A 24834-nucleotide genomic window follows, 5' to 3' on the forward strand; every position below is an offset into this window, starting at 1 on the left:
AGGCGGTCCCAGGGGACGGATCAAGCGATATTCTTCGGCAAATCGGTGCCGGCGCCGTTCAGCCCCGCGAGGTGCCGGGCCGGGTGGTCTGCGCGGTCCATTCGGCGATGCCGAGCGTCTCGGGCGCCGCCTGCAGCACCGCGTTCAGCGCGTCGTTGCGCGCCGACCGGCAGCCGCGATTATGGTCGAGGATGGTCTGGGTGCCGTCGGGGGCGGTCCAGCTGATATGATAGTCGGACTGGTCGGTCGCCTGCGCGTCGCAGGTGGTGCGGACATGGCTGCCGGTGGCGGGGCGGAACGGCGCCAGTGCGGCGGCGAAGTGGGCATAGCTGGCGGCATCGCGCTGCGCGGTGCGGTTGCCGAGCACCGCGGTGTGGCGCTCGCCCTCGAAGCTCACCATGCCGTCGGCGCCGATCCCGGCCGAATAGACCGGGCAGAAGCCGAAACAGGGACCGACCGAATAGGCGATCCGTTCGGCCGTTGCCGGTGCCGCGCCGCCTGCGGTGGCCGGTGCGGCACCACCCGTCGTGCAGCCCGCCAGCGCCGCGGCGGCGAGCAGCATCGTCATCGGGAAAATTCGGGCGATCGTCATCTGATGCTGTTCCTGTCGTGGATTCATGACGCCGCCATGACGCGGGTGGTCTGAACCACAGATGTCCGTGCGATGACCGGACCTCAGATCGGCATGCTGAACTTCAGCTTGCGGCCGCGCAGCCGCAGCCGGGCGCCTTCATCATCCTCGTCGGGCGTGTCGGCGGCGGGCAGCGCATGGAAGCGATGGCGTTCGTCGCGCGCCGGCGCGGCCATGTCCGCGCGCGGCGACAATTGCTCGACAATGGTGGTGAGGTCGCGGCTGACCGCGCGGTTGCGCGATCCCCGGGCTGCGACCGGTTGTGCGCTGATCGCGGCGGACAGCATCATGATCGTCAGCACGGCCATATCCCTGGCATTCCCTCCGGCATCCCCGTTCGGCAACCTTTCCCATCCGGCGCCCGCGCTGTTAAAAGCCGTGGAGCGCGAGGCGTTCCCTCTTCGCGCGAAAAATGCCGCATGGCACCAACGCGCGGGCGCCGGGTTGATGTCCCGCGAACCGGAAAGGCGATCATGCGGATCATGGATTTACCCGATGGCGAAGCCGTCGCGGCGCTCGGCCAGGGCAGTTGGATGATGGGCGAACGGGCCGGGCAGCGGTCGGCCGAGATCGCCGCGCTGCGGCACGGCGTCGAACTCGGCATGACCCTGATCGACACCGCCGAGATGTATGGCGAGGGCGCGACCGAGGCGCTGGTCGGCGAGGCGATCGCGCCGGTGCGCGACGATGTGTTCCTGGTCAGCAAGGCCTATCCGCACAACGCCTCGCGCACGCGGTTGCCGCTGGCGTGCGAGGCGAGCCTGCGGCGGCTCGGCACCGATCGCATCGACCTCTATCTGCTCCACTGGCGCGGGCGCGTGCCGCTTGGCGAGACGGTCGAGGCGATGACGGCGCTGCAGGCGCGTGGGCTGATCCGCCACTGGGGCGTCAGCAATCTCGATCTCGACGATATGGAGGAACTGGCGGCGGCGGGCGGCAGCGGCTGCGCGACCGACCAGATCCTCTACAATCTCGTCCGGCGCGGGCCCGAACATGATCTGCTGCCCTGGCTCGCCGAACGGGCTATTCCGGCGATGGCCTATAGTCCGGTCGAGCAAGGCCGGCTGACCGACCATCCGCGGCTGCGTCCGCTCGCCGAGGCGCTCGGCCTGAGCCCGGCGCAGCTGGCGCTCGCCTGGGTGTTGCGCCGCCCGGGGATGATCGCGATTCCCAAGGCGGGCATGGTCGCGCATGTCCGCGAGAATTTCGCGGCGTCGCAAGTCGATCTCGATGCGGCGACGCTTGCCGCGCTCGATCGCATCTTCCCGGCGCCGCGGGGCCGGCGTCCGCTCGAGATGCTGTGACCGGTCCGTCGGGTCCGGACGATGACGCTCTTCATATCATGCGCGGTTGGTCGCATAGCGGCGTGATGAGTCCCGCCATCATTCGGAACCTGCGCGGTATATTGAAGGGCTTGGTCACCCCCGGGCCGCGGATGGTCGACGAGTTCGAATGCGTCGCGTCGGTGATGCTGGCGATCGTCCTGGCGCATCTGATCGGTGCGCACAGCATCGCCTGGGCCGCCTTCACCGCGTTCGTGCTGATGCGCGGCAGCTTTTCGGAGACGCTGCTGCGCGGGTTCATGCGGATCGCCGGAACCTCGTTCGGGGCGGTGCTGGCGCTGGCGATCGTGCCATATGTCGTGGGATCGCTGCCGCTGTCGATGCTGGCCGCGGCGATCGTCGGTTTCATCGGCCTCTACGGCATGCTCACCGGCAAGCGGGCTTATGCCTGGTTCCTGTTCGGGCTGACCTTCGAAATGATCCTGCTCGACAAGATCGGGCACCCCGCGCTCGACACGATCGATTTCGCGCGGACCCGGCTGCTCGAGGTCAACGCCGGCACCGCCGCCTGCCTGACTGTCAGCCTGCTCACCGCGTTGACCGCGCGGCGCAAATGGCCGGGCCAGCCGGCGCCGCCCGCGACCCGGCTCGGCTGGCATCCCGACGTCGCCCGCCACGCCGCGCTCGCCGGGCTGGTGCTGGCGCTGCTGCCCTTGCTCCACGCGCTGTTCGCGATCCCCGAGCTCGAACAGGCGGGGGTGACGGTGATGGCGGTGATGATCGTGCCCGCCGCCGGTCTTGCCGGCAGCGGGCTCGCGCCGGTCGGGCGGCGGCTCTATCTGCGGCTGATGGGATGCCTGGCGGGCAGCGCGCTGGCGGCGGCGATCCTGGTCGTCGCGCAAGGATCGCCGCCGGTGCTGATCGCGGGCACCTGCCTCGGCATACTCATCGGTCGGCATATCGAGAATGGCGGCGCCCGCACCACCTATCTGGGGCTGCAGTTCACCCTGGCGATCCTGATCGTTCTGGTGCCCGACAGCTACGCGGACGCGGCGATTCGGCCGGCGCTCGATCGGTTGATCAGCATCTTCATCGGCATGGCGCTGCTCGGACCGGTCTTGATCGCCTGGCATTTTCTGTCGCCCGGACCGAAAGGCGCGGCGCCGTCGCCGGACGATGCATCGTCGGAATAGGGCGGGGCAGACAGAGCCTCATGGTGCGAAGCGTTATTTTCGAAAATCCGCAGTTTTCTGCCATTTTTTGAAAGTCGAAATTGTCTGTAACTGCAATATCGACAATATTGTCAGTGGAAAATCTGCGGGAACGCCGGTCTCAAGCTTTGACAATGGTAAATGAGAGTCTGTTGCTTTGGGGCAACACTCGTAGTTCTTCAATAGAACCATAGTATTAGAGATAACCGCTTGTTAACCAGCGGCGACGATATCCCCGGTCATCCGATTATCAGAGGATGTATGGGGGTTAATCAATGAAAAACTATCAGCTTCTCCTGGGCGTGTCGTCGCTCGTCTGCATGTCGCCGGCGCTGGCCGAGGTCGGTGCCGCGCAGGATGCGCCCGCCGGTACCGCGGCCGAGGCGAAACTCCCCGCCAAGAAGGCCGAACAGAAGGAAGTGTTCAGCACCGGCGTCGCCCGCGGCCGCGACATCCTCGACGCCGCGATCTCGACCAGCTCGATCAAGGAAAGCCAGATCGTCAAGCTGTCGGCGCGCGGCCTCGGCGAGATCTTCCACAACATCCCCGGCGTCCGCGCCGAGCTGACCGCCGGCGAGACCAGCGCCAACGTCACCGTCCGCGGCCTGCCGCTGGCGTCGAGCGGCGCCAAGTTCCTGCAGATCCAGGAAGACGGGCTGCCCGTCGTCGAGTTTGGCGACATGATCACCGGCGGCGCCGACCAGTTCCTGCGCGCCGACCTCAACCTGTCGCAGATCGAGGCGATCCGCGGCGGTTCGGCCTCGACCTTCGCTTCCAACTCGCCCGGCGGCGTGATCAACCTGATCTCGAAGACCGGCGATGTCGAAGGCGGTTCGGTGATGGCGAGCGCCGGCGTCAACTATGACGAATATCGCACCGATTTCGATTATGGCGCCAAGATCAGCGACACGCTGCGCTTCCACGTCGGCGGTTTCTATCGTCAGGGCGAAGGCCCGCGCAAGGTCGGCTTCGACGGCAACAAGGGCGGCCAGCTCAAGCTGAACATCACCAAGACCTTCACCGGCGGCTATATCCGCTTCAACGCCAAATATCTCGACGACCGCACCCCGGTCTATCTGCCGGCGCCGATGCTGGTGAGCGGCACCAACGACGATCCGAAATTCACCCATGTCACCAATTTCAACGTCAACAAGGACACGCTGCTGTCGCGCTACCATCTCGACAATCTGCTGACCGACGCCAACAATAACCCGAGCGTCCATGACGTGCGCGAGGGGCAGCATTCGCTGGTCAAGTCGTTCGGGGTCGAATCGCAGTTCGAGCTGGCCGGCTGGACGATCACCGAGAAGTTCCGTTATTCGAACATCTCGGGCACCTATGGCGGCATCTACCCGGCGGTGGTCGGCCAGGCGGCGGCGCTCGCCGCGGCGTTCGGCGGCCCGGGCGCGTCGCTCAGCTATGCCACCGGCCCCAATGCCGGCCAGAAGATCACCAGCCCGTCGACGCTCAACGGCAACGGCCTGCTCGCGGCGATCATCACCAGCGACAACGACCTGCGCAGCTTCGACAATGTCACCAACGACCTGCGCGCCAGCCATGTCTGGGAAATCGGCGGCGGCGACCTGACCACCACCGGCGGTTTCTACAAGTCGAACCAGACGATCGACACGGTATCGACCAACACCTCGCAGCTCAGCGACGTCGTCGGCGGCGGCAATGCGGCGCTGATCAACGTCACCACCGCGACCGGCGTGCCCCTGAGCGAACATGGCGCCTACACCTATGATGCGACCTTCTTCGGCGGCATCCCGAAGAAGCGGCTGAATGTCGAATATGATACCAATGCGGCGTTCGGCTCGCTCAACTATCATGCCGGCAAGCTGTCGATCGGCGGCAGCCTGCGCTATGATTTCGGCAGCGCCAAGGGCACGATCTACAGCTCGCAGATCAATGGCGCCGCCGGTTCGGTCGCGCGCGATCTCAACGGCGACGGCGTGATCTCGGCACCCGAGCGCAAGGTGGCGATCATCCCGCTGACCAGTTCGGCCCCGGTCGACTATGACTATCATTACCTGTCCTATTCGACGGGCGTGAACTACCGTGTCGCCGAACAGCTCGCGGTGTTCGGCCGCTACAGCCGCGGCGCGCGCACCAACGCCGACCGCCTGCTGTTCAGCCCGGCGATCAGCACCGTCGACGGCCATCTCGCCGACAAGAAGGCGCTGATCGACTATGTCACCCAGGCCGAGGTCGGGGTGAAGTATCGCCAGGACGGGCTGTCGCTGAACCTCACCGGTTTCTTCGCCAAGACGCTCGAGCATCAGGTCTATTTCGGCCCGATCATCAACCGCCGCTATCGCACTTATGGCGCCGAGTTCGAGGGCGGCTATCGCACCGGCATCTTCGCGATCAACGCGGGCGCGACCTACACCAAGGGCGAGATCGTCAAGGACTTCATCGACGCGACGGTCAACGGCAATGTCCCGGGCGGCCAGCCCAAGCTGTTCGGCTTCGTGACCCCGTCGATCGAAACCGAGCATTTCAGCGCCGGCGTCAACATCTATGGGCTCAGCGAACGCTTCGCCCAGGACGCCAACCTGCTCAAGCTGCCCGGCTATGTGACGGTCAACCCGTTCGTCCAATATCGTCCGATCGACCGGCTGACGGTGTCGCTGAACGTCAACAACGCGTTCGACACCAAGGGCATCTCGGCGGCGTCGGTGCCGTCGATCCCCGCCAGCGGCATCATCATGGTGCAGGGGATCACCGGCCGGACGATCTCTACCTCGGTCCGCTTCGACTTCTAAGCCGAACTCTCTCAGCTGATCCTATCCGGCGGAGGGGGCCGCGCACTTCGGTGCGCGGCCCTTTTCGTTTCCGGCGAACGCGACGACGGCCGGTCGCGCGCGCCGCCCGAAACTGTTAAAGGCAGCCGGGCCGGACCCGATCGTTCGTCACAAATCTTCGCCAGGCTGGACCGGTCAGCGACAAGCAAGGCCGCCTCCATGACCGACCCATCCTCCCCGGCATCGGCCCGTACCCCCGATATCGGCATGCGCGAGGTCGTCGGCGCATCGCTCGCCGGCTCGCCGCACGGCGCCGAGGCGCGGGCGCTGCTGATCGGGACCCGGATCGACACCCGCAACCTGCTCGACCTGGTCGAGCCCGACCGGATCGTGCCCGGCGGGGCGGGGGCGGTCTTCGTGTTCCGCTATGGGGTGGTGGTGTTCTTCGGCGCGTCGCCGCAGCAGGAACGCGACCTGCTCGCGCAATTGATGCCGCACGTCATCCAGCCGCAGGCGTCACCGCATCTCGAAACCGCGACGATCGCGATCCAGCCCGGCGCCGACGAGCAGATCGACGCCGGCGGCACGCTGATCCTGAGCGAGGCGACGGTCGAGCGGCTGCTGCTGACCGCGACCGTGCTCGCGCGCAGCGTCGTCCTCGAACGCGACGAGATCCGCATCGCCGAGGTGTTCGACAGCATCGAGCCGCTGGTCAACGGCCTCCAGGCGCATGGCCGCGCCGGCCTGCCGATCCGCCGGGTGATGCAGCATATCGGCGACGTCCTCGCCACCCAGCACCGCGTCGTCGGTCGCGCCCAGATCAGCGAGAAGCCCGACGTGCTGTGGGACCATCCCGAACTCGACCGCCTCTACGCCCGGCTCGAGGCCGAATATGAACTCGGCGACCGCGCCCGCACGATCGAACGCAAGCTCGAGGTGATCGGCGAGACCGCCGACGTGCTGCTCGACCTGGTCCAGGACAAGAGGTCGGTGCGGCTGGAACTGGCGGTGATCGCGCTGATCGCGTTCGAGATATGCCTGACGATCGTGGAGATGGTGCGGGGGTGAGGGGAACGGGGTGCGGCGGTTCGCGAAGCGAACTCATCCGAAACGGATGCGACGGATCGCGATCGTGACGACCAGCGACAAGCGCGAGTGAAAGGCGACCGGCAGCCGGATCGCCGCGATGCGTTGATGATTGCCCCGATGTCGTATCGCTCCGGAGTGTGTCCCGATCAGATCGGATCGTAACATGCTCTCATAGCCTTTGTTTTTTGCATTTACCGAGCCGTCAGGTGATTCCACCTGACTTGAAATGCTCTAATAGTCGAAATGGCCGGTAACGACCTGGAGATGGCGATCGGCGGCCCATTGTTCGAGGCACTTGCGGGCAGCCTCGGGCTTGTTCGCCCTGATCGTCACCGTTCCCGAGGGGGCGTGAAAATAGGCCGCCGGCTCGCGGCCACCCTCCCGATAGGTCCGTAGATCGAGGCCGCACCGGGTGGCCGCGGAGCGGAAATCCTCCTGGCTCGGCTGAGCGATCGATGAAATGAGGGAAAGTAAAAAAATCATCGGTTCGATCTCATCGCAGTGCCTATGCTACCGATGGACAAGCGATTGGCGAATTACGGGATGTCGCGTAAATTCTGTTGCGAATGACGAGCCGCCGGTCGTGAAAAGGGCGGGGTAGGAGATTTGGCCATGGCGGCGATAGCCTATGATATGACCACGACGGCGCTGTTCCATCCGGAGGCCAGGCCTCCGCTCGCCATGGATGCGACATGGTCGATCGACGCGGTTGCGGCGGAGTTCGCGCGGCTTGCCTATTTTCGCTTCGAGGACGGGAATGATCCCAAATATCGGATCGAAGAAGCGATCGGCGCGCTTGGCTATCATTCGGTGCGCTATTTCCACGATCCCCGCCCTCATGCGGAGCGCGGGCGGTACGATGCACAGGGCTTTGCCGCGCATACCGGAACGGGTGACGCCATCATCGCGTTTCGCGGCACGCAGGCGGACAGTCTCGCGGACCTGATCACCGATCTCGAATTCGCGCCCGTCGCGTGGGATCATGCGGGCAAGGTGCACCAGGGGTTCTGGGACTCGCTGCGGACGATCCGCGAAGACGTCGAGGCATGGCTGGCATCGTTCGCGCCGTCGCGCGTCATCGTCACCGGGCATAGCCTGGGCGCCGCGATGGCGACGCTGTTCGCAGGCGTCCGGCCCGATGCCGAATTGATAACCTTCGGCTCGCCGCGTGTCGGCAATGCCGCCTTCGTGTCCTGCTTTACCGGCCGGACCATGCGGCGCTACGTCAATTGCGCCGACATCGTCACCAGGGTTCCCCCCTTGTTGTGCCAGCATATCGGGGGATGTCGCTATATCGACCGGACCGGTGCGATCAGCGAGCTTCCGGACGACGATGCAGCGACCGTCGATCGACTGCATGCGCGTATCGACTATCTCCGCCACAGTCTGGGCATCGGCAACGTCCCGGTGCGCGATCTGGCCGATCATGCGCCGATCAATTATGTCGCTGCGGTCCTGGGACGACGACACGGCCCCGGCTAGCGCGTCCCTTCGGGGCGTGGCGCTTGATTTGTCGCGAGATCCCGCGGGGGAACGGTCGCCGACTGAAGTGGCGAGCACCAAAATCCGGATTTATTCCAGGAACTCGAAATCATCGCTATTTCGCGATGGTCGCGCAAGTAATGCTTGGCACGATGGGCGATGATGGCATAGAAAATTGCCAATGCATTGCGCGGTCCAGACGCGATGCGAACATTCGGTCTTGCCCCGGTCAGTAGGCGTTGCACATCGTTGGGGCGGCATGGCGCCGCCGCACGTTCGGGGAGGCGTCGGGGTGGCAATTGGCCTCGCCGCGACCCAGCCATGGGGAGGCCATATTGAAGATGTTTCTGCGCCTGTTGCCGGCGGTTGCGGCAATATTGCCGCTGTCGGGCTGCACCTTGCTGTCTACGGGCCTGGCCGATCACCCGGCCGGTATCCATCCACAGAGCTTTCGCGAATGCTTGCTCGACAACGGCTTTTTCGGGCCGGCGATGCTGTCCGGCACATCCTATGCGAACTTCGCCGATCGCAACAGGGACAAGCCCAGCAAATATCCGCCCGCGAGCGCGATCGCGGCAATGGATTCGCCGACCTTCGTCAAGAATACGACGGCGCGGCTCTATCAGGGACTGATGTCGTATCTCCAATATGGCGGCGGCCAGCAGAATGGCGATGCGCCGGTCCATGGTGCGGCCGACAACCGGCCCTATGCCGAGACCAGCGGCCGTGATGCCTATCCCAAGGAGGGATATGGGCTCGAGGCGAAAAAAACCTATTGGAATGGCGAGCGGCTCGACATGCCGGTCAACCGCTATCTCGATTGCTATGTCGCCCCCGTCGGCAGCGATCAGAAGGACACGGGAAAGCCGGCACCGCTGGGGGCGGGCGTGGTAACCTATTATGGCGACCAGGATGTCGAAGGCCGGCTGTTGCGCGCGCATGTCATCCTTGCGCTGTTCGCCGACTATGGGCTCGAACTGATCAGCTCGCACCATTCGTCGCGCGAGGCCGACCAGGCGTCGCGGCTGCTCAAGCATATCCGCATCGCCGACGCCGAACTGCGCAAGGCGAGCCCGTCGATGAACGCCAATGCCTATGCCTTCCATGCGCTGGTTGCGGGAACCCAGCCTGACGCGGCGGCCGCGCTGGCCGCCGAAAAGGCCGCCACCACGTTCACGAGTTCGACCGATCTCGAGGCGTCGCAGCATATCCCGTTCGAGCATTATGCTTATGCGGTGCGCGTCCTCCGGGTCTTTCAGGCGGGCGTGGATCTCCAGACGATCGATGCCGAGCAATCGTTCGACCGGGTGTCGAATCTGGTGGCGGCCTTTTCATCGCCGAATCCGGGCGTGTTCAAATCGATCCTGAAGGATGCGGTGTCCGGTTTCGCCTCGATCCAGAAGATCGGACTGTTCGGCGACGCGCTGCTGCGCGACGCGCGCAGCACGCTGGCGACGCACCGGGCAGGACTGAAGCATGACCCGAGCACGCAGATGCTCACCGTCGATCTCAAGCGGACGCGCCGGCTCTGGGGCGAATGGGACGGCCGGCTCGATGCGGCGTGCAATCATCTCGCCCGGCTGGCGAAGGAGCCCGAAAATGGGTGCAGCCTCGGTTCGGTGGAGGTCGTCAAGCAGACCGATGATCTGCTGAAGCCGTTCAAATAGGACGGCAGGCTTGGTGGGGGATAGGCATTATGCAGGAGTACGAGGATCCGACCGAAGCGGCTATGAGGAGCGCGCGTTTGAAGCGCCGCGAGGCGTTGCGGGTGGCCGGCGATACCACGGGGGTGGAAATGCTCGACGACAATGCGCTGGGTCTCGCATTGTCGGGGGGCGGCATCCGCAGCGCGACGATCTCGCTCGGCGTGGCGCAGGTGCTGGCACGGCATGATCGGCTGCTCGATTTCGACTATCTCTCCACCGTGTCGGGCGGAGGCTATATCGGCAGCTTCCTGACCAGCCTGTTCACCCCCGAGGATCGACGCGGCTCGTGCGATGCCAAACCCGGCATGTGGAACCGGATCATCGGTTTCGGCCGACGCTTGATCGGCCGGAGCGCAACCCAAGCCGGGCCCGCGGACCGGCACGCCGATGAGGTCCGGAAGAAACAGGTAGAGGAGATCCGGCGGAAACATGCTTTCGCGCAGCAGGTGTTGCGCGGCGGATCGAACGAGCGGGAGATCGCAGGGCCGGGCCCGGGAGAGCAGCGGCTGAAGCATCCGGTCTGGTGGTTGCGCGAACATGCGCGCTATCTCGCCCCCAATGGTGCCACCGACTATGTCGCGGCGAGCTATTATATGATCCGAAACTGGCTGGCGATGCTGTATGTTTTCGCACTGCCGGTGCTGATCGCGAGCCTGCTGACCGCAGTGCTGTTGTGGCCCGCGCTGGTATGGGGTGAGGCGCTGCCGCACCTCGGGCGTGGCGGTGGGCTGCTGACGCCGGCCTGCGGCTGCAAGGCGGAGGTCCATGCCACGCGCTTCTTCATCAGCCCGCTGTTGCCGCTGGCAGGGTTGCCGCTGTTTTTGGCGGCGGCGGCCGGTACTGCGTTCTGGCTGACGTCGAGCGGCCGTGTCGGGCGGCGCGCCCGTGACGCGGCTACGCTGTTTCATCCGTCATCGAAGGTGATCGTGGCGCTTTTCGGAACGGCGACCGCGCTGATGGCCGGCGTGGGATTGCTGCTGGCCAACGACGCGATCAGGTTCCTGGCGCCGATCGGCTCCTTCCCATCGATCCTGCTTGGCGCCGGCGCGGTGCTGGCGCTCGGAGGGGCGACGGTGCTGGCGGTGTCGGCCCCCTGGGGGATTCCGGATGGCTTCATCATCGAGACGCGGCGGCGCCTTTCGCGGCTGGGCGCGTGGATGATGCTCGCAACGATCGGCATCGCCGCCTGCGGGTTCGTCGACATGACGGCGCTCTGGGTCAGGATCAACCTGTCGTCGTGGTGGAGCGGAGCGCCTGTCCTCACCACGCTGCCGCCGCTCATTGCATCGGCGGGCGCCTGGGCGATCAACAGCGCGGCAAGCGCCTTTTCGGATCGGCAAGGCGGCAAGCTCGACTTCGTCTTCAAGCATCTCAGCCTGGTCGCGATGCTGGTCGGGGTGTTGCTCTACGCCATATTCGCGGTGATGGCCGATACCGTCGTGCAGTTCATCGTCTGGCAGCCCGACGCGGCCGGCGCGGTGAGGGTCGGCGAGGCCGCTTCCTTCAATATGAATGGCATCTTCGCGGCGCTGCTGGTGCTGGTGCCGCTCTTTCTCGTCACCGGCTGGTCGACCGGTTTCATCAACCTGTCGTCGCTGCACCATCTTTACGCGTCGCGGTTGACGAGGGCCTATCTGGGGGCGAGCAATCTGGATCGGCTGGCGATTCCGGCGGGCGGTAGCCAGGGTCGTCCGATCACCGAGACCGACGGAAAGGACGTGATCGACATCGTCCGCTACCAGCAGCGCGCGAGCGGGGCGCCGCTACACCTGATCAACGTCACCCTCAACGAGAGCAAGAGCGCCGACCGATCCAATCTGACCGACCAGGACCGCAAGGGGGTGCCGATCGTGTTCGGACCCGAGGGTGTGTTCGTCGATGCTGCCCGCGTGGACAAGCCGCCGCGTTTTCTCGATTGGCGGGCGCTCAAGGAAAAGCATGTCGAACGGCTGAGCGTCGGGCAGCTCTGCGCGATTTCGGGTGCTGCCGCCTCGTCGGGAATGGGCGCGCGCACCACGCTGGGTACCGCGATGACCCTGACCTTCGCCAATATCCGGCTCGGCTATCGGTGGCGGGTCAACAACATCCTCGGGCCGGCGCCGGCGGCTGCCGCCGGGATCGTGCAACGGGCCGGCGCGCTATTGTCGCTCGCCCGGATCAAGGCCGGCACTTATGGCTATCTGCTGTCGGAGATGTTCGGGCGCTATGTTCGCGCCAATCGCCGTGTCTACCTTACCGATGGCGGGCATTTCGAGAATAGTGGCGCCTATGAACTGCTGCGGCGCAGGACGCGGGTGATCCTGGTCTGCGACAATGGCGCCGACCCCGACTATCAATTCGAAGATCTGCAGAATCTGATCCGCAAGGCGCGGATCGATCTGGGGCTCGACGTGCGGGTCGCCGCCGACGAGGTGGTCGAGACGCTGGTGGGGCCCGCTGGGGTGAAACTGTTCCTCAACGCTCCCGGCGGCACATGGCGGGGCAACGCCAAAGTGCGCGAGAGCAGCGGGCTGGCGCTGTTGCTCGAGGTCGGCAGCTTCGCGCTGCACGACTCGAAACGGTTCCGCGATCGATCGGACGAGAAGCCGACGTCGCGTTACATCGTCTGGATCAAACCAAGCCTGTTTCCGCAGATGTCCGAGGACCTGATCGGCTATGCGCTCGCCAATCCGACCTTCCCGCAGCAGACCACCGGCGACCAGTTCTTCGACGAGGCGCAGTGGGAAAGCTATCGTGTGCTCGGCGCGCAGCTCATGAATCGGCTGCTCAACCAGACCCAGCATGGACCGGACCTGTTCCGGGCGATGGCGACGGCGTCTTGACGCGTGCAGCCTGTCCGTAACCCGGTTCACATGCCCTTATGCAAGCCGACGGCGGGGGCGGCCCTCACCACAACGGCCTTTGCTGCAACGCCGCCCGCCGGTCGCGCAGAATCCGGTCGCGCTGTTCGGGTGTCACCGCCACCGTCTCCGCCGGCAATTGCTTGCGGATGTCGGCGAACGCCACCTTGCGGATGCTCGGCACCGGCTGGGTGTCGCATTCGGCCCAGCGACCCTGGATCACACCGGTGGGATAGCCGGCGGTGTCGACCCAGTTGGCGACGCCGGGGTCGCGCGCCGACACGACGATGCGCAGCACCCCGTCCTTGTCGGGATGCGCCTGGGTGTCGTTGAGGCTGCTATGGTTGTTGTACCAGTCGGTGGTCTCGTAGAGATCGTTGGTCAGGATGATCGACCGGTAGAGGCATTTCTTCGGCACTGTCGCCTCGACGATCAGCGCCTCGTCGTCCTTGAGATCATAGGCGCCCTCATAATAGAATTGCCCCGCCAGCCCGCCGAGCTGCGAGACGTCGAATATCTTCAGCTTGTTGACATAACCCTCGTCGCGCAGCTTCGCGACATGATCGACGAACAGCGACGCGATGAAGCCGGTGGTGCGGGGGAGGGCGCGCAGCCGCTTTTCGAGATCGGCCGCCGACGGGCGCGGGCGCTCGACCGGTTTGTCGAGCCGCTCGATCGCGAAGCTCGGCTCGCGCTCCTTGCCCCAGTCGACCCCGACCATGCGCAGCAGCAGCTTGTCGGTGGTCGGCTGGAGCGGCCACCATTCGCCTTTGTACCCTTCGGGCCGGGTCGGGCTGAGGATCACGTCGAACTGGTCATGCGCGTCGACCGGAAGCGCGTTGACGTCATGGTCGATCCGCTGCGGGCCGAGATTGGGCTGGCCGGCGACCGGCGGCTTGGGCGGCGCGCCTTGCGCGATCCGCACCATCCGCAGCGTGCCGCGGGTGCCGCGGATGCGGTAGGTGCCGCCGGGGGTGATCTTGGCGACGCGGTAGCTGGTGTCGGCATTGGGCTGGCCGACATTGAGCACCGCGTTGATCTGGGCGATGAACGCCGGATGGTCGCCGTCGCTGCCCAGCGTGTCGATCGCCGAGGCGGCGAAGGCGGCGAGCGCCAGCCGGCCGACCTCCTGCTGGATCTGCGGATCGCGGCGCTGCGCCTCGGGCAGCTTGGCCAGCATATGCGCGGGCAGGTCGCGCAGGCTGTCGATCAGCTCGTTCCAACCGGCCACGCCGTCGGCGGCGGGCGACGCGGGGGGCGCCGGCGGCTGGGCCTGTCCCGCCTTCGCCACCTGCGACGCCACGACGCCCGCCAGCACCAGCAGCCCGCCGCGTAGGATATTCTTTGCGCTCGCCATGCGATCTCTCCCATTTTCTCGCCATCGATATTGATGATCGTTCGGGTAGACAAAAGGCGCAAAACGACGCCGACCATATCAGCGCCCCGGCGATGCGGCGGGATCGGGAAAGCTCCGGGAAATGTTGCGGCCGCCTTTTGGCCATAGAGGCCTGCTAGGTGGACCGCCATGGAACGCGTCGCCCGACGGGCCGCTTCCGATATCTCACCCTCGAAGGACGCCCGATGGCCGTGTCGCCCTATCCGATCCCTGCCACTGATCGTGCCGCCGATGCCGCCGCGCCGCCGATCCGGATCTGCTTCTTCTTCAATGCCCAGCGCCACCAGCTGCTCCATGGCATTTCGACCGCGGTCGAACTGGCGCGGCGGCCGGGGTTCGAGGTCCATGTCGCTTCGCCGAGCGAGGACCATATCGCCTATGCGCGCGGGCTCGCCGAACGGCTGGGCGGGGCGCCGATCCGCTATGCGGTGACCAACCCGCTGCTGCTGCGCGTGCTGTACGGGCGCAGTGGCCGGTCGGTGCCGCCGAAACTGCTCAGCCTCGGCCTGCTCGCGCGCCATCTCGACCGCTTCGATGCGATCGCGATCCCCGAGCGCACCACCGTCCAGCTCAAGCTGCTGGGCGCGCGTTCGCCGCATTATATCCATCTCGATCATGGCGCCGGCGATCGCGCCGCCGGCTTCGATCCGCGGATCCGCCATTTCGACATGGTGCTGATGGCGGGCGAGAAGCATCGTGAGCGGTTAGGGCGCGAAGGGCTGATCCGCAAAGGGCGCCATGCGGTGGTCGGCTATCCCAAATTCGACGCCGCCGATGCGATCCGCGATCCGGCCTGGTCGCCCTTCGCCAATGATCGGCCGACCGTGCTGTACAACCCACATTTCTCGCGGCTCGGTTCCTGGGACGCGTTCGGGGTGCCGCTGCTGCGCGCCTTCGCCGCGCAGGATCGCTATAATCTGATCGTCGCGCCGCATGTCCGGATGCTCGACGGCCGCAAGAAGCGCGCGCGCTGGGATGCGCTGATCGCCGAGTTCGGCCGGCACGACCACATCCTGATCGACACCGGCAGCGACCGGTCGATCGACATGAGCTACACTGCGCGGGCCGATCTCTACATCGGCGACGTCAGCAGCCAGGTCTACGAGTTTCTCCGCACGCCCAAGCCATGCCTGTTCCTCGACGCGCATGGCGTCGACTGGCAGGGCAACGAGGATTATGCGCATTGGCGCTTCGGCCCGGTCGCCGGCTCGGCCGAGCGGCTGCTCGACCAGGTCGACGCCGCCTTTGCCGGCCATGGCGCCTATGCCGATGCGCAGGTCGCCGGATTTGGCGAAACCTTCGCGACCGGCGAGGCGACGCCATCGGTGCGGGCGGCCACCGCGATCGCCGATTATCTCGCGGTGCATGCCGTGCCGCGGTCATCGGTCGGGCTGGCGCCATCGATAGCCAGGCGCATTCAGCGTGCGGCCATCCTGGCGCTCGCGATCGGCACCGGCTGGATCATGAACGACGCGATCGGGCCGCTGACCAGCCCGGCCCAGGCCGAGACCGCCTTCGTCGACCGTGCGCTACGCTCGCACGAAACCAGCCGGATCCGCGCGGCGATGAAGTCGCAGCCCGAGGTGCCGGCGCTCGATCGCCGGGAGATCCGCAGCGCCACCGGCATCCGGGTGCCGCAACTGCCCAAGGCCTGGCGGTTGACCGACGTTCAGGTCTATCCCTCGACGGTCGGGCCGCTGGTCCAGATCGCCGCGATCACCGACCGCGGCGAGGCGATCTCGCTGGTGGCGATGCGGGTCAATACCCCGGCGGAGGCCACCCCCTTGCTGTCGGACCGCGACGGCGACGATGTCGCTTATTGGGAAGAGGGCGAGGATGCCTATGGCATCGTCGGCGCCCTGCCGGCGGCGCGGTTGCTGGCGCTGGCGTCGGACCTGGCGAAGGGCGGCTGAATGGAAGGGGACCGGGCGGTCTTGGCGCCACATCTCCGCCGTCGCCCCGGCCTTGTGCCGGGGGCCATGGCTCTCACATCATGAATCACCGTCGAGGGATGAACATAGACTAGCCAAGGGGTGGGTGGCGCGCGAAGGTTTCGCCAGACGCATCAGCCATGGACCCCGGCACAAGGCCGGGGCGACGGGAAAGGGGACCCTTGCTCACTCCCCCTTCGCCGACTCCTCGGGCAGCACCGCCGTTCCCGGCAGTTCGGCCTTCATCGACGCCGCGACCTTCTCGGCCGCCGCCATCACCCGCAGCACATTCTCGCCGGCGACCTTGGCGACCTGCTCGTCGGTCCAGCCGCGGCGCATCAGTTCGGCGAGCAAGGCGGGATATTTGCCGACATGCTCGATCCCCTCGGGCAGCGCGCTGCCGAGCCCGTCGAAGTCCGATCCGATCCCGACATTGTCGTAGCCCGCGATCTTGACGACATGCTCGATATGGTCGGCGACGTCGCCGACGGTGACCCGCGGCTCGGGATGCGCCTTCTCCCAGGCGGCGAGCGCGGCGGCGGCCTTGTCGGGTTGGCCGATATAGAGGCCGCCGAACGGCGGGGCGTTGAGCCGGGCGCGCTCGGCCGAACGGTCGGCATCCCAGTGGCGATAGGCCTCGGTCAGATAGGGGCGCGCAAAGGCGATCATCACCACCCCGCCATTGATCGCCACCTGTTTGAGCACCGCATCGGAGACGTCACGCGGATGGTCGTTGAGCCCGCGCGCGTCGGAATGCGAGAAGATCACCGGCGCCTTGGTGACCTTGAGCGCGTCGAGCATCGTCTTCTCGCTGACATGGCTGAGGTCGACCAGCATGCCGAGCCGGTTGAGCTCGTGCACCACCTTCTCGCCGAACGGGGTGAGGCCATTATGTTTCGGCGTATCAGTCGCCGAATCCGCCCATGCGATCGTGCGTGAATGGGTGAGGGTCAGATAGCCCGCGCCCAGATCATGATAGGCGCGCAGCACCGAGAGGCTGCCGTCGATCTGGCCGCCACCCTCGACCCCCATCATCGACGCGATCCTGCCCGCCTTGTGCGCGGCGCGAACCTGGGCGGCGGTCTGGGCCAGCGCGAAGTCGTTCGGGTAGCGCGCGACGATATATTTGACGAGGTCGATCTGCTCGAGCGTCTCCTTGACCTGTTCGAGCCCCGGCAGCCCGGCCGAGACATAGACCGACCAGAATTGCCCGCCGACCATTCCGGCGCGCAGCCGGGCGATGTCGGTCTCATAGGGCGTCTTGCCCTTGTCGAGCCCGGCGCGCAGATCCTTGGTCCAGCGGCCTTCGCCCTCGCGGTCGCGTAGCGCCTCGGGCCAGTCATTGTGCCCGTCGATCAGCGGGGTCGCCTTCATCACCTTGGCGACCCGCGCGGCATAGTCGGTGGCCGGCGCCGCGGGCGCGGCGAGAGCGGGCGCGATCGACAGCAGCGCGAACGGCGCGAGGAGCAAGGCGGCTTTCATGATATTCCCCCGAAAAATGCGAAAGCCGAGGATTGCGGATCGCGCCGGCTCTGCCAACCCCCATCTGTGAGCGCGCTCAGGGCAGCAGCTTCGCCGCGCGGTAGCGGGCGATGATCGCGTCGAACAGGCCGACATCGCCGCGCCCGCGCGCGACCAGCTGCGCACCCTGGATCGCGGCGAAGATCGCCAGCGCCCGGTCGCGCGCGGCGGCCGCGCCGTCGTCCTGCGCCAGCACCTCGGCGAGCCAGGCGGCGCAGCTGTCGGTGAAGCGGTCGACCTCGGCGCGCACCGCGTCGGGCAGGTCCTGATGCTCGGCGGTCATGATCCCGCACAGGCACATGCGGTTGTCGTTGGTCAGCGCCGCGCGGAAGATCGCCGCGAAGCCCTGGACCAGCGCGGCCACGTCCGACGCGCCGGCGCGCAGGCCGGCGAGATAGGCCATGCCGTCGTCGGTATAGCGCCGCGCCAGCGCCGCGCCGAGATCGCCCTTGGTCGGGAAATGATAATGGATGCTCGCGCTCTTGATCCCGACTGCGGCGGCGACGTCGCGAAAGCTCAGCGCATTATAGCCGCGCGCCTGCACCATCGGTTTCGCCGCATCGAGGATCGTCTGTCGTGTGTCGCTCATGTCATCTCCCTATCTACTGATAGATAAAGCTTGACGGGGGCTTTGGAAAGGCCTCTAGCGCAATTATGTCTATCTACTGATAGATAGAATTCGCACTGAAAGGACGTGCCATGAAGATCTACGACCGCTCCGGCTTCCCCAACCCATCGCGCATCCGCATCGTCCTCGCCGAAAAGGGCATCGAGGATCAGATCGAGTTCGTCAGCGTCGATCTGATCGGCGCCGAGCACAAGCAGGCGCCGTTCCTCGCGATCAATCCGTCGGGCAAGATCCCGGTGCTCGAACTCGACGACGGCACCCAGATTTCGGAAAGCACCGCGATCACCGAATATCTCGACAATCTCGATGGCCAACCGACCCTGACCGGCACGACCCCGCGCGAGAAGGCGATGATCCACATGATGCAGAAGCGCGCCGAGACCGAACTGATGGACGGAATCGACGGCTATTTCCATTATGCGACGCCCGGGTTGGGCGAGGCGATGCAGCCTTATGTCAGCCCCGACTGGGCCGGCCGGCGCGAATGGGGCGAACGCCAGCGCGATCGCGCGGTGCGGGGCATGGGCTGGTTCGACGCGGTGCTGAAGGATCGCCCGTTCGTCGCCGGCGAGCGTTTCTCGATGGCCGATATCACCATCTTCGCGGCGCTGAATTTCGGCGAGGCGGCGGGAGTGAACGTGCCGGAGGACCTGACGGCGCTGCGCGCATGGCGTGCGCGGGTGGCGGACCTGCCGAGCGTGAAGAATCGCAGCGGCCAGGATTTCCTGCCCGAGGATCTCAAGCGGTTCGGCTTCTGAATTCGTCGCCCCAGCGTAGGCTGGGGTCCATGTCTGTGGCCCCAATTACCGTCATTGAGCAGGCGAGAGACATGGACCCCAGCCTACGCTGGGGCGACGGAAAATAACTCAGTCCCGCCGCCGCGCCCCGTTCAGGAACAGGCTCACCGCGAACCTGACCCGGGCGTCGATCTGCGCCTCGTCGAGGACATTGCCCGACACGATCACCCGGCCCGGGCCGCTGACCGCGAGACTCAGAAAGGCCGAGGCAGCCGAGCGCGGGTCGGTGAGGGCGATCTCGCCCAGCGCGTTGTGGCGTTCGAACAGGTCGCACAGGAAATCGATCACCGGCCCGGCGCCTTCCTCGAACGCGGCGTGGAACAGTTCGGGGAAGCGATAGGATTGCGCGCTCAATATCCGCTGCAGCTTGGTCGCGACCGGGGTGGCGAGATTGGCGATCCGCTGGCGCGCGACCGCGAGCAGGATCTGCTCCAGATCGTCGGTTCCCGCCGCCTCCGCCACGGCGTCGATCGCCGCGCGCGGGATCGTGTAGAGAGCGATCGCACGATGGACCGCGGCCTTGAACAGCGCCGCCTTGTCTTCGTAGCGCGCATAGACGGTCCGCTTCGACATGCCGACCCGGGTTGCGATCTCCTCGATCGTCGTCTGCTCGAAGCCTTTCTCCAGGAAGATGTCGAGCGCGGCGCCCAGCAATTCCTCATGGCGCTCGGCCTGCTGCGCGCGGGTCGGCCGCCCGACGCCCGGGCGTGCGGCCGCGATTTCGGCTTGCTGTCGAATATTCTTGTCCTCCGGCGAAATGCGCGCATAATGAAACGATCAGGTACCATTACGACTCGGCACAGGATAGCGCCGAACGACGAACGAACGCAAAGCCGCCGGACGACGGCAAAGAGGAGAAGAGCATGGGCGAGGCTGTCGAGAAGCTGACCGGGTTGGTCGAGGCGGACAACCGCTACGACATCCCGTTCGAGGAACTGGAGGCCGTGCAGGTCGCGGCGATGAACGAGCGGTTCCAGGAGCGCAGGGACGCGATCAAGCTGCTCGGCCACCGCGCCCGCGAGGCGAACATGGACGAGGTCCGCAGCCATGAGGATGTCGTCCGGCTGCTGTTCCCGCACACCGCCTATAAGAGCTATCCCGAAAGCTTCCTGATGGACGAGCGCTGGGACCGGCTCGGCAAATGGCTCGACACCGTGTCGAGCCACCGGGTGCCGCCGCAGGATCGCGACGCGATCGCCGACGTCGACGACTGGGTCGAAAAGCTCCAGCAGAGCGGCCATTATGTCTCCTGTTCGAGTGGGACGACCGGCAAGTCGGCGATGCTCGTCGCTTCGGCGAAGGACATGGACTGGTGCAAGAAGGAGGCGGTCGCCGCCTATAGCTGGGGCTCGGGGGTGCAGCCGCTCCAGGACCGGCGGATGTTCGGCATGGCGCCGGTCGCCTTCGTGCCGCGCAACTTCGCCACCGGCGAGGCCTATGTCGCGGCGCTCCAGGATCCGAACTCCGAACGTTTCCAATATCCGGTGCCGCCGATCACCGTCGGCGGGCTGACCCAGATGGTGGTGCTGCGCAAGAAGATCGCCGACGGCACCGCGAAGCCCGGCGACCTCCAGAAATATGAGGAGACCTCGGCGATCCGCCAGAAGGCGGTCGACGATGCGGTCGGCATCACGGCGCAAGCCGTCGTCGCGGCGCGCGCCGACAAGCTTCACGTCACCGGGCTGTGGCTCGGCCTCTACACCGTCGCCAAGGCGGTGCGCGACATGGGCTATAGCGCCAAGGATTTTCACCCGGAGAACTCGATCTATGTCGGCGGCGGGCTGAAGCGCGCCAAGCTGCCCGACGATTATCGCGAGTATGTCTACGAGACGTTCAACATCCAGCCCGAGCGCAATTACCAGAATTACAGCATGCAGGAGCTGCATTCGGGGATGCCGCGCTGCCGAGAGGGCGGGCGCTATCATGTCCCGCCCTGGGTGGTGCCGCTGATCCTCGACAAGGAGGGCGATGCGCTGCTGCCGCGCCAGAAGGGCGAATATGAAGGCCGCGCCGCCTTTTTCGACCTGTCGATCGACGGTCGCTGGGGCGGGGTGATCTCGGGCGACAAGGTTTCGATCGATTTCAGCCCCTGCGCCTGCGGGAACAAGGGCCCGACGATCCGCGACGACATCGTCCGCTATGCCGATCTCGGCGGCGGCGACGACAAGATCGGCTGTGCGGGCACCGTCGATGCCTATGTGCGAGGTGTGGCATGAACGCGATCATTGACAATGCGGCGGTGGTCTCCGCGCCCTTCTTCCTGCGCGGCGAACTGGTCGAGGGCAGCGACGTCACCCACCGCTCGCGCGACCTCGGGGTGAGCTTCGCGACCCCGAAGATCGACCTCGACCGCGCGGTCCATCCGCGCACCGAGGTGCCGCCCTTGCTCAACGTGCCGCTGGCCGAGATCATCGACTTCCTCGTCGAGACCGGCGCGCGGATCCGCGATCCGAAGAACGATGTGATGCAGGAATGCATCGACCGGATGTGCTCGACCCATATCCTGCCGCGCGGTGTCGTCGAGAACCAGGCGATGTACGCCGCCGCCTATCTCGACAAGCGCCGGCTGATGGCCGAGGTCGAGCAGAATTTCCCTGACCCCAAGGCGCTCGACGGCTGGGTGCCGAAACAGGATTTCACCGGCCGCAAGAGCTTCGTGCGCGCCTTCGCGCCGCGGCTGATCCATGTGCTGCCCGGCAATTCGCCCGGGGTCGCGGTCAAGTCGATCGCGCAGGGCGCGATGGTCAAGGCGGTCAACCTGTTCAAGATGTCGTCGAGCGACCCGTTCACGATGGTTGCGATCCTGCGGACGATGGCGGCGATCGATCCCGACCATCCGATCGTGAAGTCGATGTCGGCGGTCTATTGGCGCGGCGGCGACGATGCCACCGAGCAGGTCCTCTACCGCCCGCAATATTTCGACAAGATCGTCGCCTGGGGCGGCGGCGACGCGATCAACAATGTCGTCAAATATATCGGCCCGGGCTTCCAGCTGGTGTCATTCGATCCCAAGACCTCGATCTCGATGGTCGGCCGGGAAGCGTTCGCGTCGGAGGAGGTGCTCGACAAGGTCGCGGACCTCGCCGCCGCCGACGTCATGACCCTCAACCAGGAGGCATGCGTCGCCAGCCGCTTCGTCTATGTCGAGGCCGACCAGGACGATGCCGACCGCTTCGGCGCAAAGCTCCATGCCTGCATCGCCGCGCGGGCGGCGGCCTCGGGCGACGTCCGTCCGCTCGACATGGATCTGCGCGAGCAGATCGAGACGCTGATGATGCTCGACGACGATTATCGGGTGTGGGGCCGCACCGACGGCAAGGGCGTCGTCATCCGCTCGGACGAGCCGGTCGATTTCCACCCGATCAACAAGACCGCCAATCTGGTGCGGGTCGACAGCCTCGACGACGCGGTCAAATATATCAACGTCGCCACCCAGACGGTCGGCTTCTTCCCGTTCGACCGCATGCCCGACTATCGCGACCGGCTGGCGAGCGGCGGCGCCCAGCGCATCGTCCATCTCGGCGAGGCGGGCCCGACCACGATCGGCAACCCGCACGACGCGATGTACCCGCTCCACCGCTTCGTCCACTGGATGGCGCATGAGGATGGCTGCGGCTGAGCTGACTGCTCGTGCATGTCACCCGGTGCGCGCTTGGCGCTCGTTTAACCCGTCGCCCCGCACTTGTTGCGGGGTCCATGGCTGGTGCATCGGGCGCCACGGCTGGAGGAAAGCGGGGAGTGAAAGCTGCGTTCGACGCTCGGCGGTGACCCGCGCGGCGATAGCCATGGACCCCGCAACAAGTGCGGGGCGGCGAAGAAAGTAGCGATTCGTCTTAAGCTCAGCGGCAAGGTGACGAAGAGGTCAAATCCCGATCTTCGCCAGCATCGCCTCGCTCGCTTCCCACAGCCGCCGCGCGGCATCGTCGTCGAGTGCCTGCGGCGCCGGCGCCACCTCGGTCATGTCGTGGAAATAGCGACCGCCATCCACGCCCGCCTCGGGCGCGGTCGCCATCCATACCAGCGTCTTCGCCGGCTGGTCGGGCGCATCGGTGTCGGCATGGGCCATATAGCTCTGCATCGCCTTGTCGCCATGGCTGGCGAAATTGCTCGCGATCCGGCCGGGGTGCATCGCCTGCGCGACGATGCCGGCGTTGCCGATCCGGCGCGCCAGTTCGCGGGTGAACAGGATGTTGGCGAGCTTGGCCTGGCAATAGGCGCCGCCCGCCGAGAAATCGCCGATCATGTTGAGATCGTCCCAGCGCATCGCCGGGCAGGCCTGATGCCCCGACGAGGAGACCGCGATCACCCGGACCGTGCCCGCGGGTGAGCCGGCGGCGGTTGCCTCGAGCAACGGCAGCAGTTCGCGGGTGAGCAGGAATGGGGCAAGATGATTGGCCGCGAAAGTCGCCTCGAGCCCCTCGCCGGTCAGGTAGAGCCGGTCGCGCACCCCGCCGGCATTGTTGATCAATGTATCGATCCGTCCGGTGAGGCCGGCGATCTCGCCCGCCACCCGCTGCACGTCCTTCATCTCGTTGAAGTCGCCGCGCAGCATGTCGAGCCGGGCGCCGGGCGCGGCTGCCTGGGTCAGGTCGGCCTCGGCCGCCGCGGTGCGGGCCGGATCGCGGCCGGTGCCGATCACATGCCAGCCCTGTTCGAGCAGCATCCGCGCGGTCGCCTTGCCGATCCCCGCGCTCGCGCCGGTCACCACCGCGACCCGCTGCCTGTCCTCGCCCATATGCCTCTCCCCGATCATGGCCGCTATCGGCTTGAGGTCATGATAGGCAGGCGTGCGGCGCGACGCAATAAATGAAACTTCGTGTTACCATTACTGGTGGCGAAACGATCAGCGCCCCAGCGACGCCATCTGGCCGACCGTCGAATGGAGCGGCAGCGGCTTGCGATCGGTGTCGATCGCCCGATAGGCATGGCTGGCGCCGAAGCTGCCGCGCGTGACCGGACGGCGCGGGCCGTGCAGTTCGAACAGGCCGCCCTCGGCCGCGCGGATCAGCGCGACCTCGCGGCTGCCCGCGGTGAACGGGCCGGCGAGGATCGTGCCGCCATCGGCCTCGACCGCGCGCAGCGCCTTGGCGATGTCGGGCACCGCGACGCTGGCGCGCTCGTCGCCGAACGGCGCGCGCGGCGCGTCCTGGCTGACGAGCAGTGTCGATGCGCCCTGCGGGCCCTGGACGCGGATCCGGCGGATCAGCTGATAGGGGCGCCCGATCTCATGGCCCGAAGCGAAGCTGTCGTCCTCGATCAGCTTGCTGCCCTTGGTCGCCAGCGCACTGCGCACCGCATGGCGCGCCTCGGCGGGGCTGACATAGCGACGCGCCTCGAGCCGGCCATCGGCGATCGCATGCGGCAGCTCGACCGGGGCGGGGGCGGCGCGCTCGCCGGTGACGACGATCGTCTCGTCGGCCACGGGCAGCTCGGCTGCTAAGCCCGGCGCGGCGAGCAGCAACGCTGCGACCATCGCGATGGATTTGAACCGTGACGACATGATCCGAAACTCCCTGCCCCCTATCGGGCAAAACCTTAATGGGGACTGCCGCCCCCGTTGTTCAGTGTGAAA

General features: G+C 66.2%; 20 protein-coding genes. 11 read left to right on the plus strand and 9 right to left on the minus strand.

Features of this window, described 5'->3' with window-relative positions; all coding sequences use genetic code 11:
• Positions 1 to 58: 58 nt before the first annotated feature.
• Positions 59 to 592, minus strand: a complete 534-nt coding sequence (locus AC1RM6_RS01890; protein WP_493097892.1) for a DUF6438 domain-containing protein — start codon at positions 590 to 592, stop codon at positions 59 to 61.
• A gap of 83 nt (positions 593 to 675) precedes the next feature.
• A complete protein-coding gene (locus AC1RM6_RS01895; protein ID WP_493097893.1) occupies positions 676 to 939 on the minus strand; it encodes a hypothetical protein in 264 nt (87 codons plus the stop codon).
• A gap of 165 nt (positions 940 to 1104) precedes the next feature.
• Here AC1RM6_RS01895 and AC1RM6_RS01900 point away from each other — a divergent pair, with 165 nt between their 5' ends.
• The 4 genes from AC1RM6_RS01900 (at position 1105) to AC1RM6_RS01915 (ending at position 6940) form a co-directional block, all read left to right on the plus strand.
• Positions 1105 to 1935, plus strand: coding sequence for an aldo/keto reductase (locus AC1RM6_RS01900; protein ID WP_493097894.1), 831 nt, complete (start codon positions 1105 to 1107; stop codon positions 1933 to 1935).
• A gap of 65 nt (positions 1936 to 2000) precedes the next feature.
• On the plus strand, positions 2001 to 3107 hold the full coding sequence (locus AC1RM6_RS01905; RefSeq protein ID WP_493097895.1) for an FUSC family protein: 1107 nt from the start codon (positions 2001 to 2003) through the stop codon (positions 3105 to 3107).
• 293 nt (positions 3108 to 3400) lie between these two features.
• A complete protein-coding gene (locus tag AC1RM6_RS01910) occupies positions 3401 to 5893 on the plus strand; it encodes a TonB-dependent receptor domain-containing protein (protein ID WP_493097896.1) in 2493 nt (830 codons plus the stop codon).
• Between the two features lie 198 nt (positions 5894 to 6091).
• On the plus strand, positions 6092 to 6940 hold the full coding sequence (locus AC1RM6_RS01915; protein ID WP_493097897.1) for an RMD1 family protein: 849 nt from the start codon (positions 6092 to 6094) through the stop codon (positions 6938 to 6940).
• Between the two features lie 252 nt (positions 6941 to 7192).
• On the opposite strand, the gene AC1RM6_RS01920 is transcribed toward AC1RM6_RS01915, so the two are convergent.
• Positions 7193 to 7444 carry a hypothetical protein gene (locus AC1RM6_RS01920; RefSeq protein WP_493097898.1) on the minus strand — a complete coding sequence of 84 codons (252 nt, stop codon included), beginning with the start codon at positions 7442 to 7444 and terminating at the stop codon, positions 7193 to 7195.
• Positions 7445 to 7771: 327 nt separating this feature from the next.
• Here AC1RM6_RS01920 and AC1RM6_RS01925 point away from each other — a divergent pair, with 327 nt between their 5' ends.
• The 3 genes from AC1RM6_RS01925 to AC1RM6_RS01935 all read left to right on the plus strand — a co-directional run bounded on the left by AC1RM6_RS01925 (position 7772) and on the right by AC1RM6_RS01935 (position 12971).
• Positions 7772 to 8443, plus strand: coding sequence for a lipase family protein (locus AC1RM6_RS01925; RefSeq protein WP_493097899.1), 672 nt, complete (start codon positions 7772 to 7774; stop codon positions 8441 to 8443).
• A 335-nt stretch (positions 8444 to 8778) separates the two neighbouring features.
• Entirely contained in the window at positions 8779 to 10110 is a 1332-nt protein-coding gene (locus AC1RM6_RS01930; RefSeq protein WP_493097900.1) for a hypothetical protein, read from the plus strand.
• Between the two features lie 77 nt (positions 10111 to 10187).
• Positions 10188 to 12971 (plus strand): patatin-like phospholipase family protein, encoded by a 2784-nt coding sequence (locus AC1RM6_RS01935; RefSeq protein ID WP_493097901.1) that lies wholly within the window; start codon positions 10188 to 10190, stop codon positions 12969 to 12971.
• Between the two features lie 64 nt (positions 12972 to 13035).
• On the opposite strand, the gene AC1RM6_RS01940 is transcribed toward AC1RM6_RS01935, so the two are convergent.
• The gene (locus tag AC1RM6_RS01940) at positions 13036 to 14346 is read right to left on the minus strand and encodes a DUF1214 domain-containing protein (RefSeq protein WP_493097902.1); all 1311 of its coding nucleotides are present in this window, start codon (positions 14344 to 14346) and stop codon (positions 13036 to 13038) included.
• 224 nt (positions 14347 to 14570) lie between these two features.
• Here AC1RM6_RS01940 and AC1RM6_RS01945 point away from each other — a divergent pair, with 224 nt between their 5' ends.
• Positions 14571 to 16298 carry a CDP-glycerol glycerophosphotransferase family protein gene (locus AC1RM6_RS01945; protein WP_493097903.1) on the plus strand — a complete coding sequence of 576 codons (1728 nt, stop codon included), beginning with the start codon at positions 14571 to 14573 and terminating at the stop codon, positions 16296 to 16298.
• 204 nt (positions 16299 to 16502) lie between these two features.
• On the opposite strand, the gene AC1RM6_RS01950 is transcribed toward AC1RM6_RS01945, so the two are convergent.
• Together AC1RM6_RS01950 and AC1RM6_RS01955 are read right to left on the minus strand one after the other, a co-directional pair.
• Complete coding sequence (locus AC1RM6_RS01950; protein WP_493097904.1) at positions 16503 to 17798, minus strand: dipeptidase; 1296 nt, start codon at positions 17796 to 17798, stop codon at positions 16503 to 16505.
• Positions 17799 to 17874: 76 nt separating this feature from the next.
• Positions 17875 to 18426 carry a TetR/AcrR family transcriptional regulator gene (locus AC1RM6_RS01955; RefSeq protein WP_493097905.1) on the minus strand — a complete coding sequence of 184 codons (552 nt, stop codon included), beginning with the start codon at positions 18424 to 18426 and terminating at the stop codon, positions 17875 to 17877.
• A 110-nt stretch (positions 18427 to 18536) separates the two neighbouring features.
• On the opposite strand from AC1RM6_RS01955, the gene AC1RM6_RS01960 reads away from it, so the two are divergent.
• Complete coding sequence (locus AC1RM6_RS01960; RefSeq protein ID WP_493097906.1) at positions 18537 to 19223, plus strand: glutathione S-transferase family protein; 687 nt, start codon at positions 18537 to 18539, stop codon at positions 19221 to 19223.
• Positions 19224 to 19331: 108 nt separating this feature from the next.
• On the opposite strand, the gene AC1RM6_RS01965 is transcribed toward AC1RM6_RS01960, so the two are convergent.
• Positions 19332 to 19916 carry a TetR/AcrR family transcriptional regulator gene (locus AC1RM6_RS01965; protein ID WP_493097907.1) on the minus strand — a complete coding sequence of 195 codons (585 nt, stop codon included), beginning with the start codon at positions 19914 to 19916 and terminating at the stop codon, positions 19332 to 19334.
• Positions 19917 to 20125: 209 nt separating this feature from the next.
• Here AC1RM6_RS01965 and AC1RM6_RS01970 point away from each other — a divergent pair, with 209 nt between their 5' ends.
• Together AC1RM6_RS01970 and AC1RM6_RS01975 are read left to right on the plus strand one after the other, a co-directional pair.
• Positions 20126 to 21478 carry a hypothetical protein gene (locus AC1RM6_RS01970; protein WP_493097908.1) on the plus strand — a complete coding sequence of 451 codons (1353 nt, stop codon included), beginning with the start codon at positions 20126 to 20128 and terminating at the stop codon, positions 21476 to 21478.
• A complete protein-coding gene (locus AC1RM6_RS01975; RefSeq protein ID WP_493097909.1) occupies positions 21475 to 22881 on the plus strand; it encodes an acyl-CoA reductase in 1407 nt (468 codons plus the stop codon). The genes AC1RM6_RS01970 and AC1RM6_RS01975 overlap by 4 nt, the downstream gene beginning before the upstream one ends.
• 243 nt (positions 22882 to 23124) lie before the next feature.
• On the opposite strand, the gene AC1RM6_RS01980 is transcribed toward AC1RM6_RS01975, so the two are convergent.
• A complete protein-coding gene (locus AC1RM6_RS01980) occupies positions 23125 to 23997 on the minus strand; it encodes an SDR family NAD(P)-dependent oxidoreductase (RefSeq protein ID WP_493097910.1) in 873 nt (290 codons plus the stop codon).
• A gap of 108 nt (positions 23998 to 24105) precedes the next feature.
• Complete coding sequence (locus AC1RM6_RS01985) at positions 24106 to 24762, minus strand: VOC family protein (protein ID WP_493097911.1); 657 nt, start codon at positions 24760 to 24762, stop codon at positions 24106 to 24108.
• Positions 24763 to 24834: the final 72 nt, after the last annotated feature.

The sequence above is a fragment of the Rhizorhabdus sp. GW822-FHT03C02 genome (assembly GCF_058801765.1).

Coding starts and splice junctions, on each gene's coding strand:
- AC1RM6_RS01890 (WP_493097892.1), bottom strand. CDS start 592: ATGACGATCGCCCGAATTTTCCCGATGACGATGCTGCTCGCCGCCGCG.
- AC1RM6_RS01895 (WP_493097893.1), bottom strand. CDS start 939: ATGGCCGTGCTGACGATCATGATGCTGTCCGCCGCGATCAGCGCACAA.
- AC1RM6_RS01900 (WP_493097894.1), top strand. CDS start 1,105: ATGCGGATCATGGATTTACCCGATGGCGAAGCCGTCGCGGCGCTCGGC.
- AC1RM6_RS01905 (WP_493097895.1), top strand. CDS start 2,001: ATGAGTCCCGCCATCATTCGGAACCTGCGCGGTATATTGAAGGGCTTG.
- AC1RM6_RS01910 (WP_493097896.1), top strand. CDS start 3,401: ATGAAAAACTATCAGCTTCTCCTGGGCGTGTCGTCGCTCGTCTGCATG.
- AC1RM6_RS01915 (WP_493097897.1), top strand. CDS start 6,092: ATGACCGACCCATCCTCCCCGGCATCGGCCCGTACCCCCGATATCGGC.
- AC1RM6_RS01920 (WP_493097898.1), bottom strand. CDS start 7,444: ATGATTTTTTTACTTTCCCTCATTTCATCGATCGCTCAGCCGAGCCAG.
- AC1RM6_RS01940 (WP_493097902.1), bottom strand. CDS start 14,346: ATGGCGAGCGCAAAGAATATCCTACGCGGCGGGCTGCTGGTGCTGGCG.
- AC1RM6_RS01945 (WP_493097903.1), top strand. CDS start 14,571: ATGGCCGTGTCGCCCTATCCGATCCCTGCCACTGATCGTGCCGCCGAT.
- AC1RM6_RS01950 (WP_493097904.1), bottom strand. CDS start 17,798: ATGAAAGCCGCCTTGCTCCTCGCGCCGTTCGCGCTGCTGTCGATCGCG.
- AC1RM6_RS01955 (WP_493097905.1), bottom strand. CDS start 18,426: ATGAGCGACACACGACAGACGATCCTCGATGCGGCGAAACCGATGGTG.
- AC1RM6_RS01960 (WP_493097906.1), top strand. CDS start 18,537: ATGAAGATCTACGACCGCTCCGGCTTCCCCAACCCATCGCGCATCCGC.
- AC1RM6_RS01970 (WP_493097908.1), top strand. CDS start 20,126: ATGGGCGAGGCTGTCGAGAAGCTGACCGGGTTGGTCGAGGCGGACAAC.
- AC1RM6_RS01975 (WP_493097909.1), top strand. CDS start 21,475: ATGAACGCGATCATTGACAATGCGGCGGTGGTCTCCGCGCCCTTCTTC.
- AC1RM6_RS01980 (WP_493097910.1), bottom strand. CDS start 23,997: ATGGGCGAGGACAGGCAGCGGGTCGCGGTGGTGACCGGCGCGAGCGCG.
- AC1RM6_RS01985 (WP_493097911.1), bottom strand. CDS start 24,762: ATGTCGTCACGGTTCAAATCCATCGCGATGGTCGCAGCGTTGCTGCTC.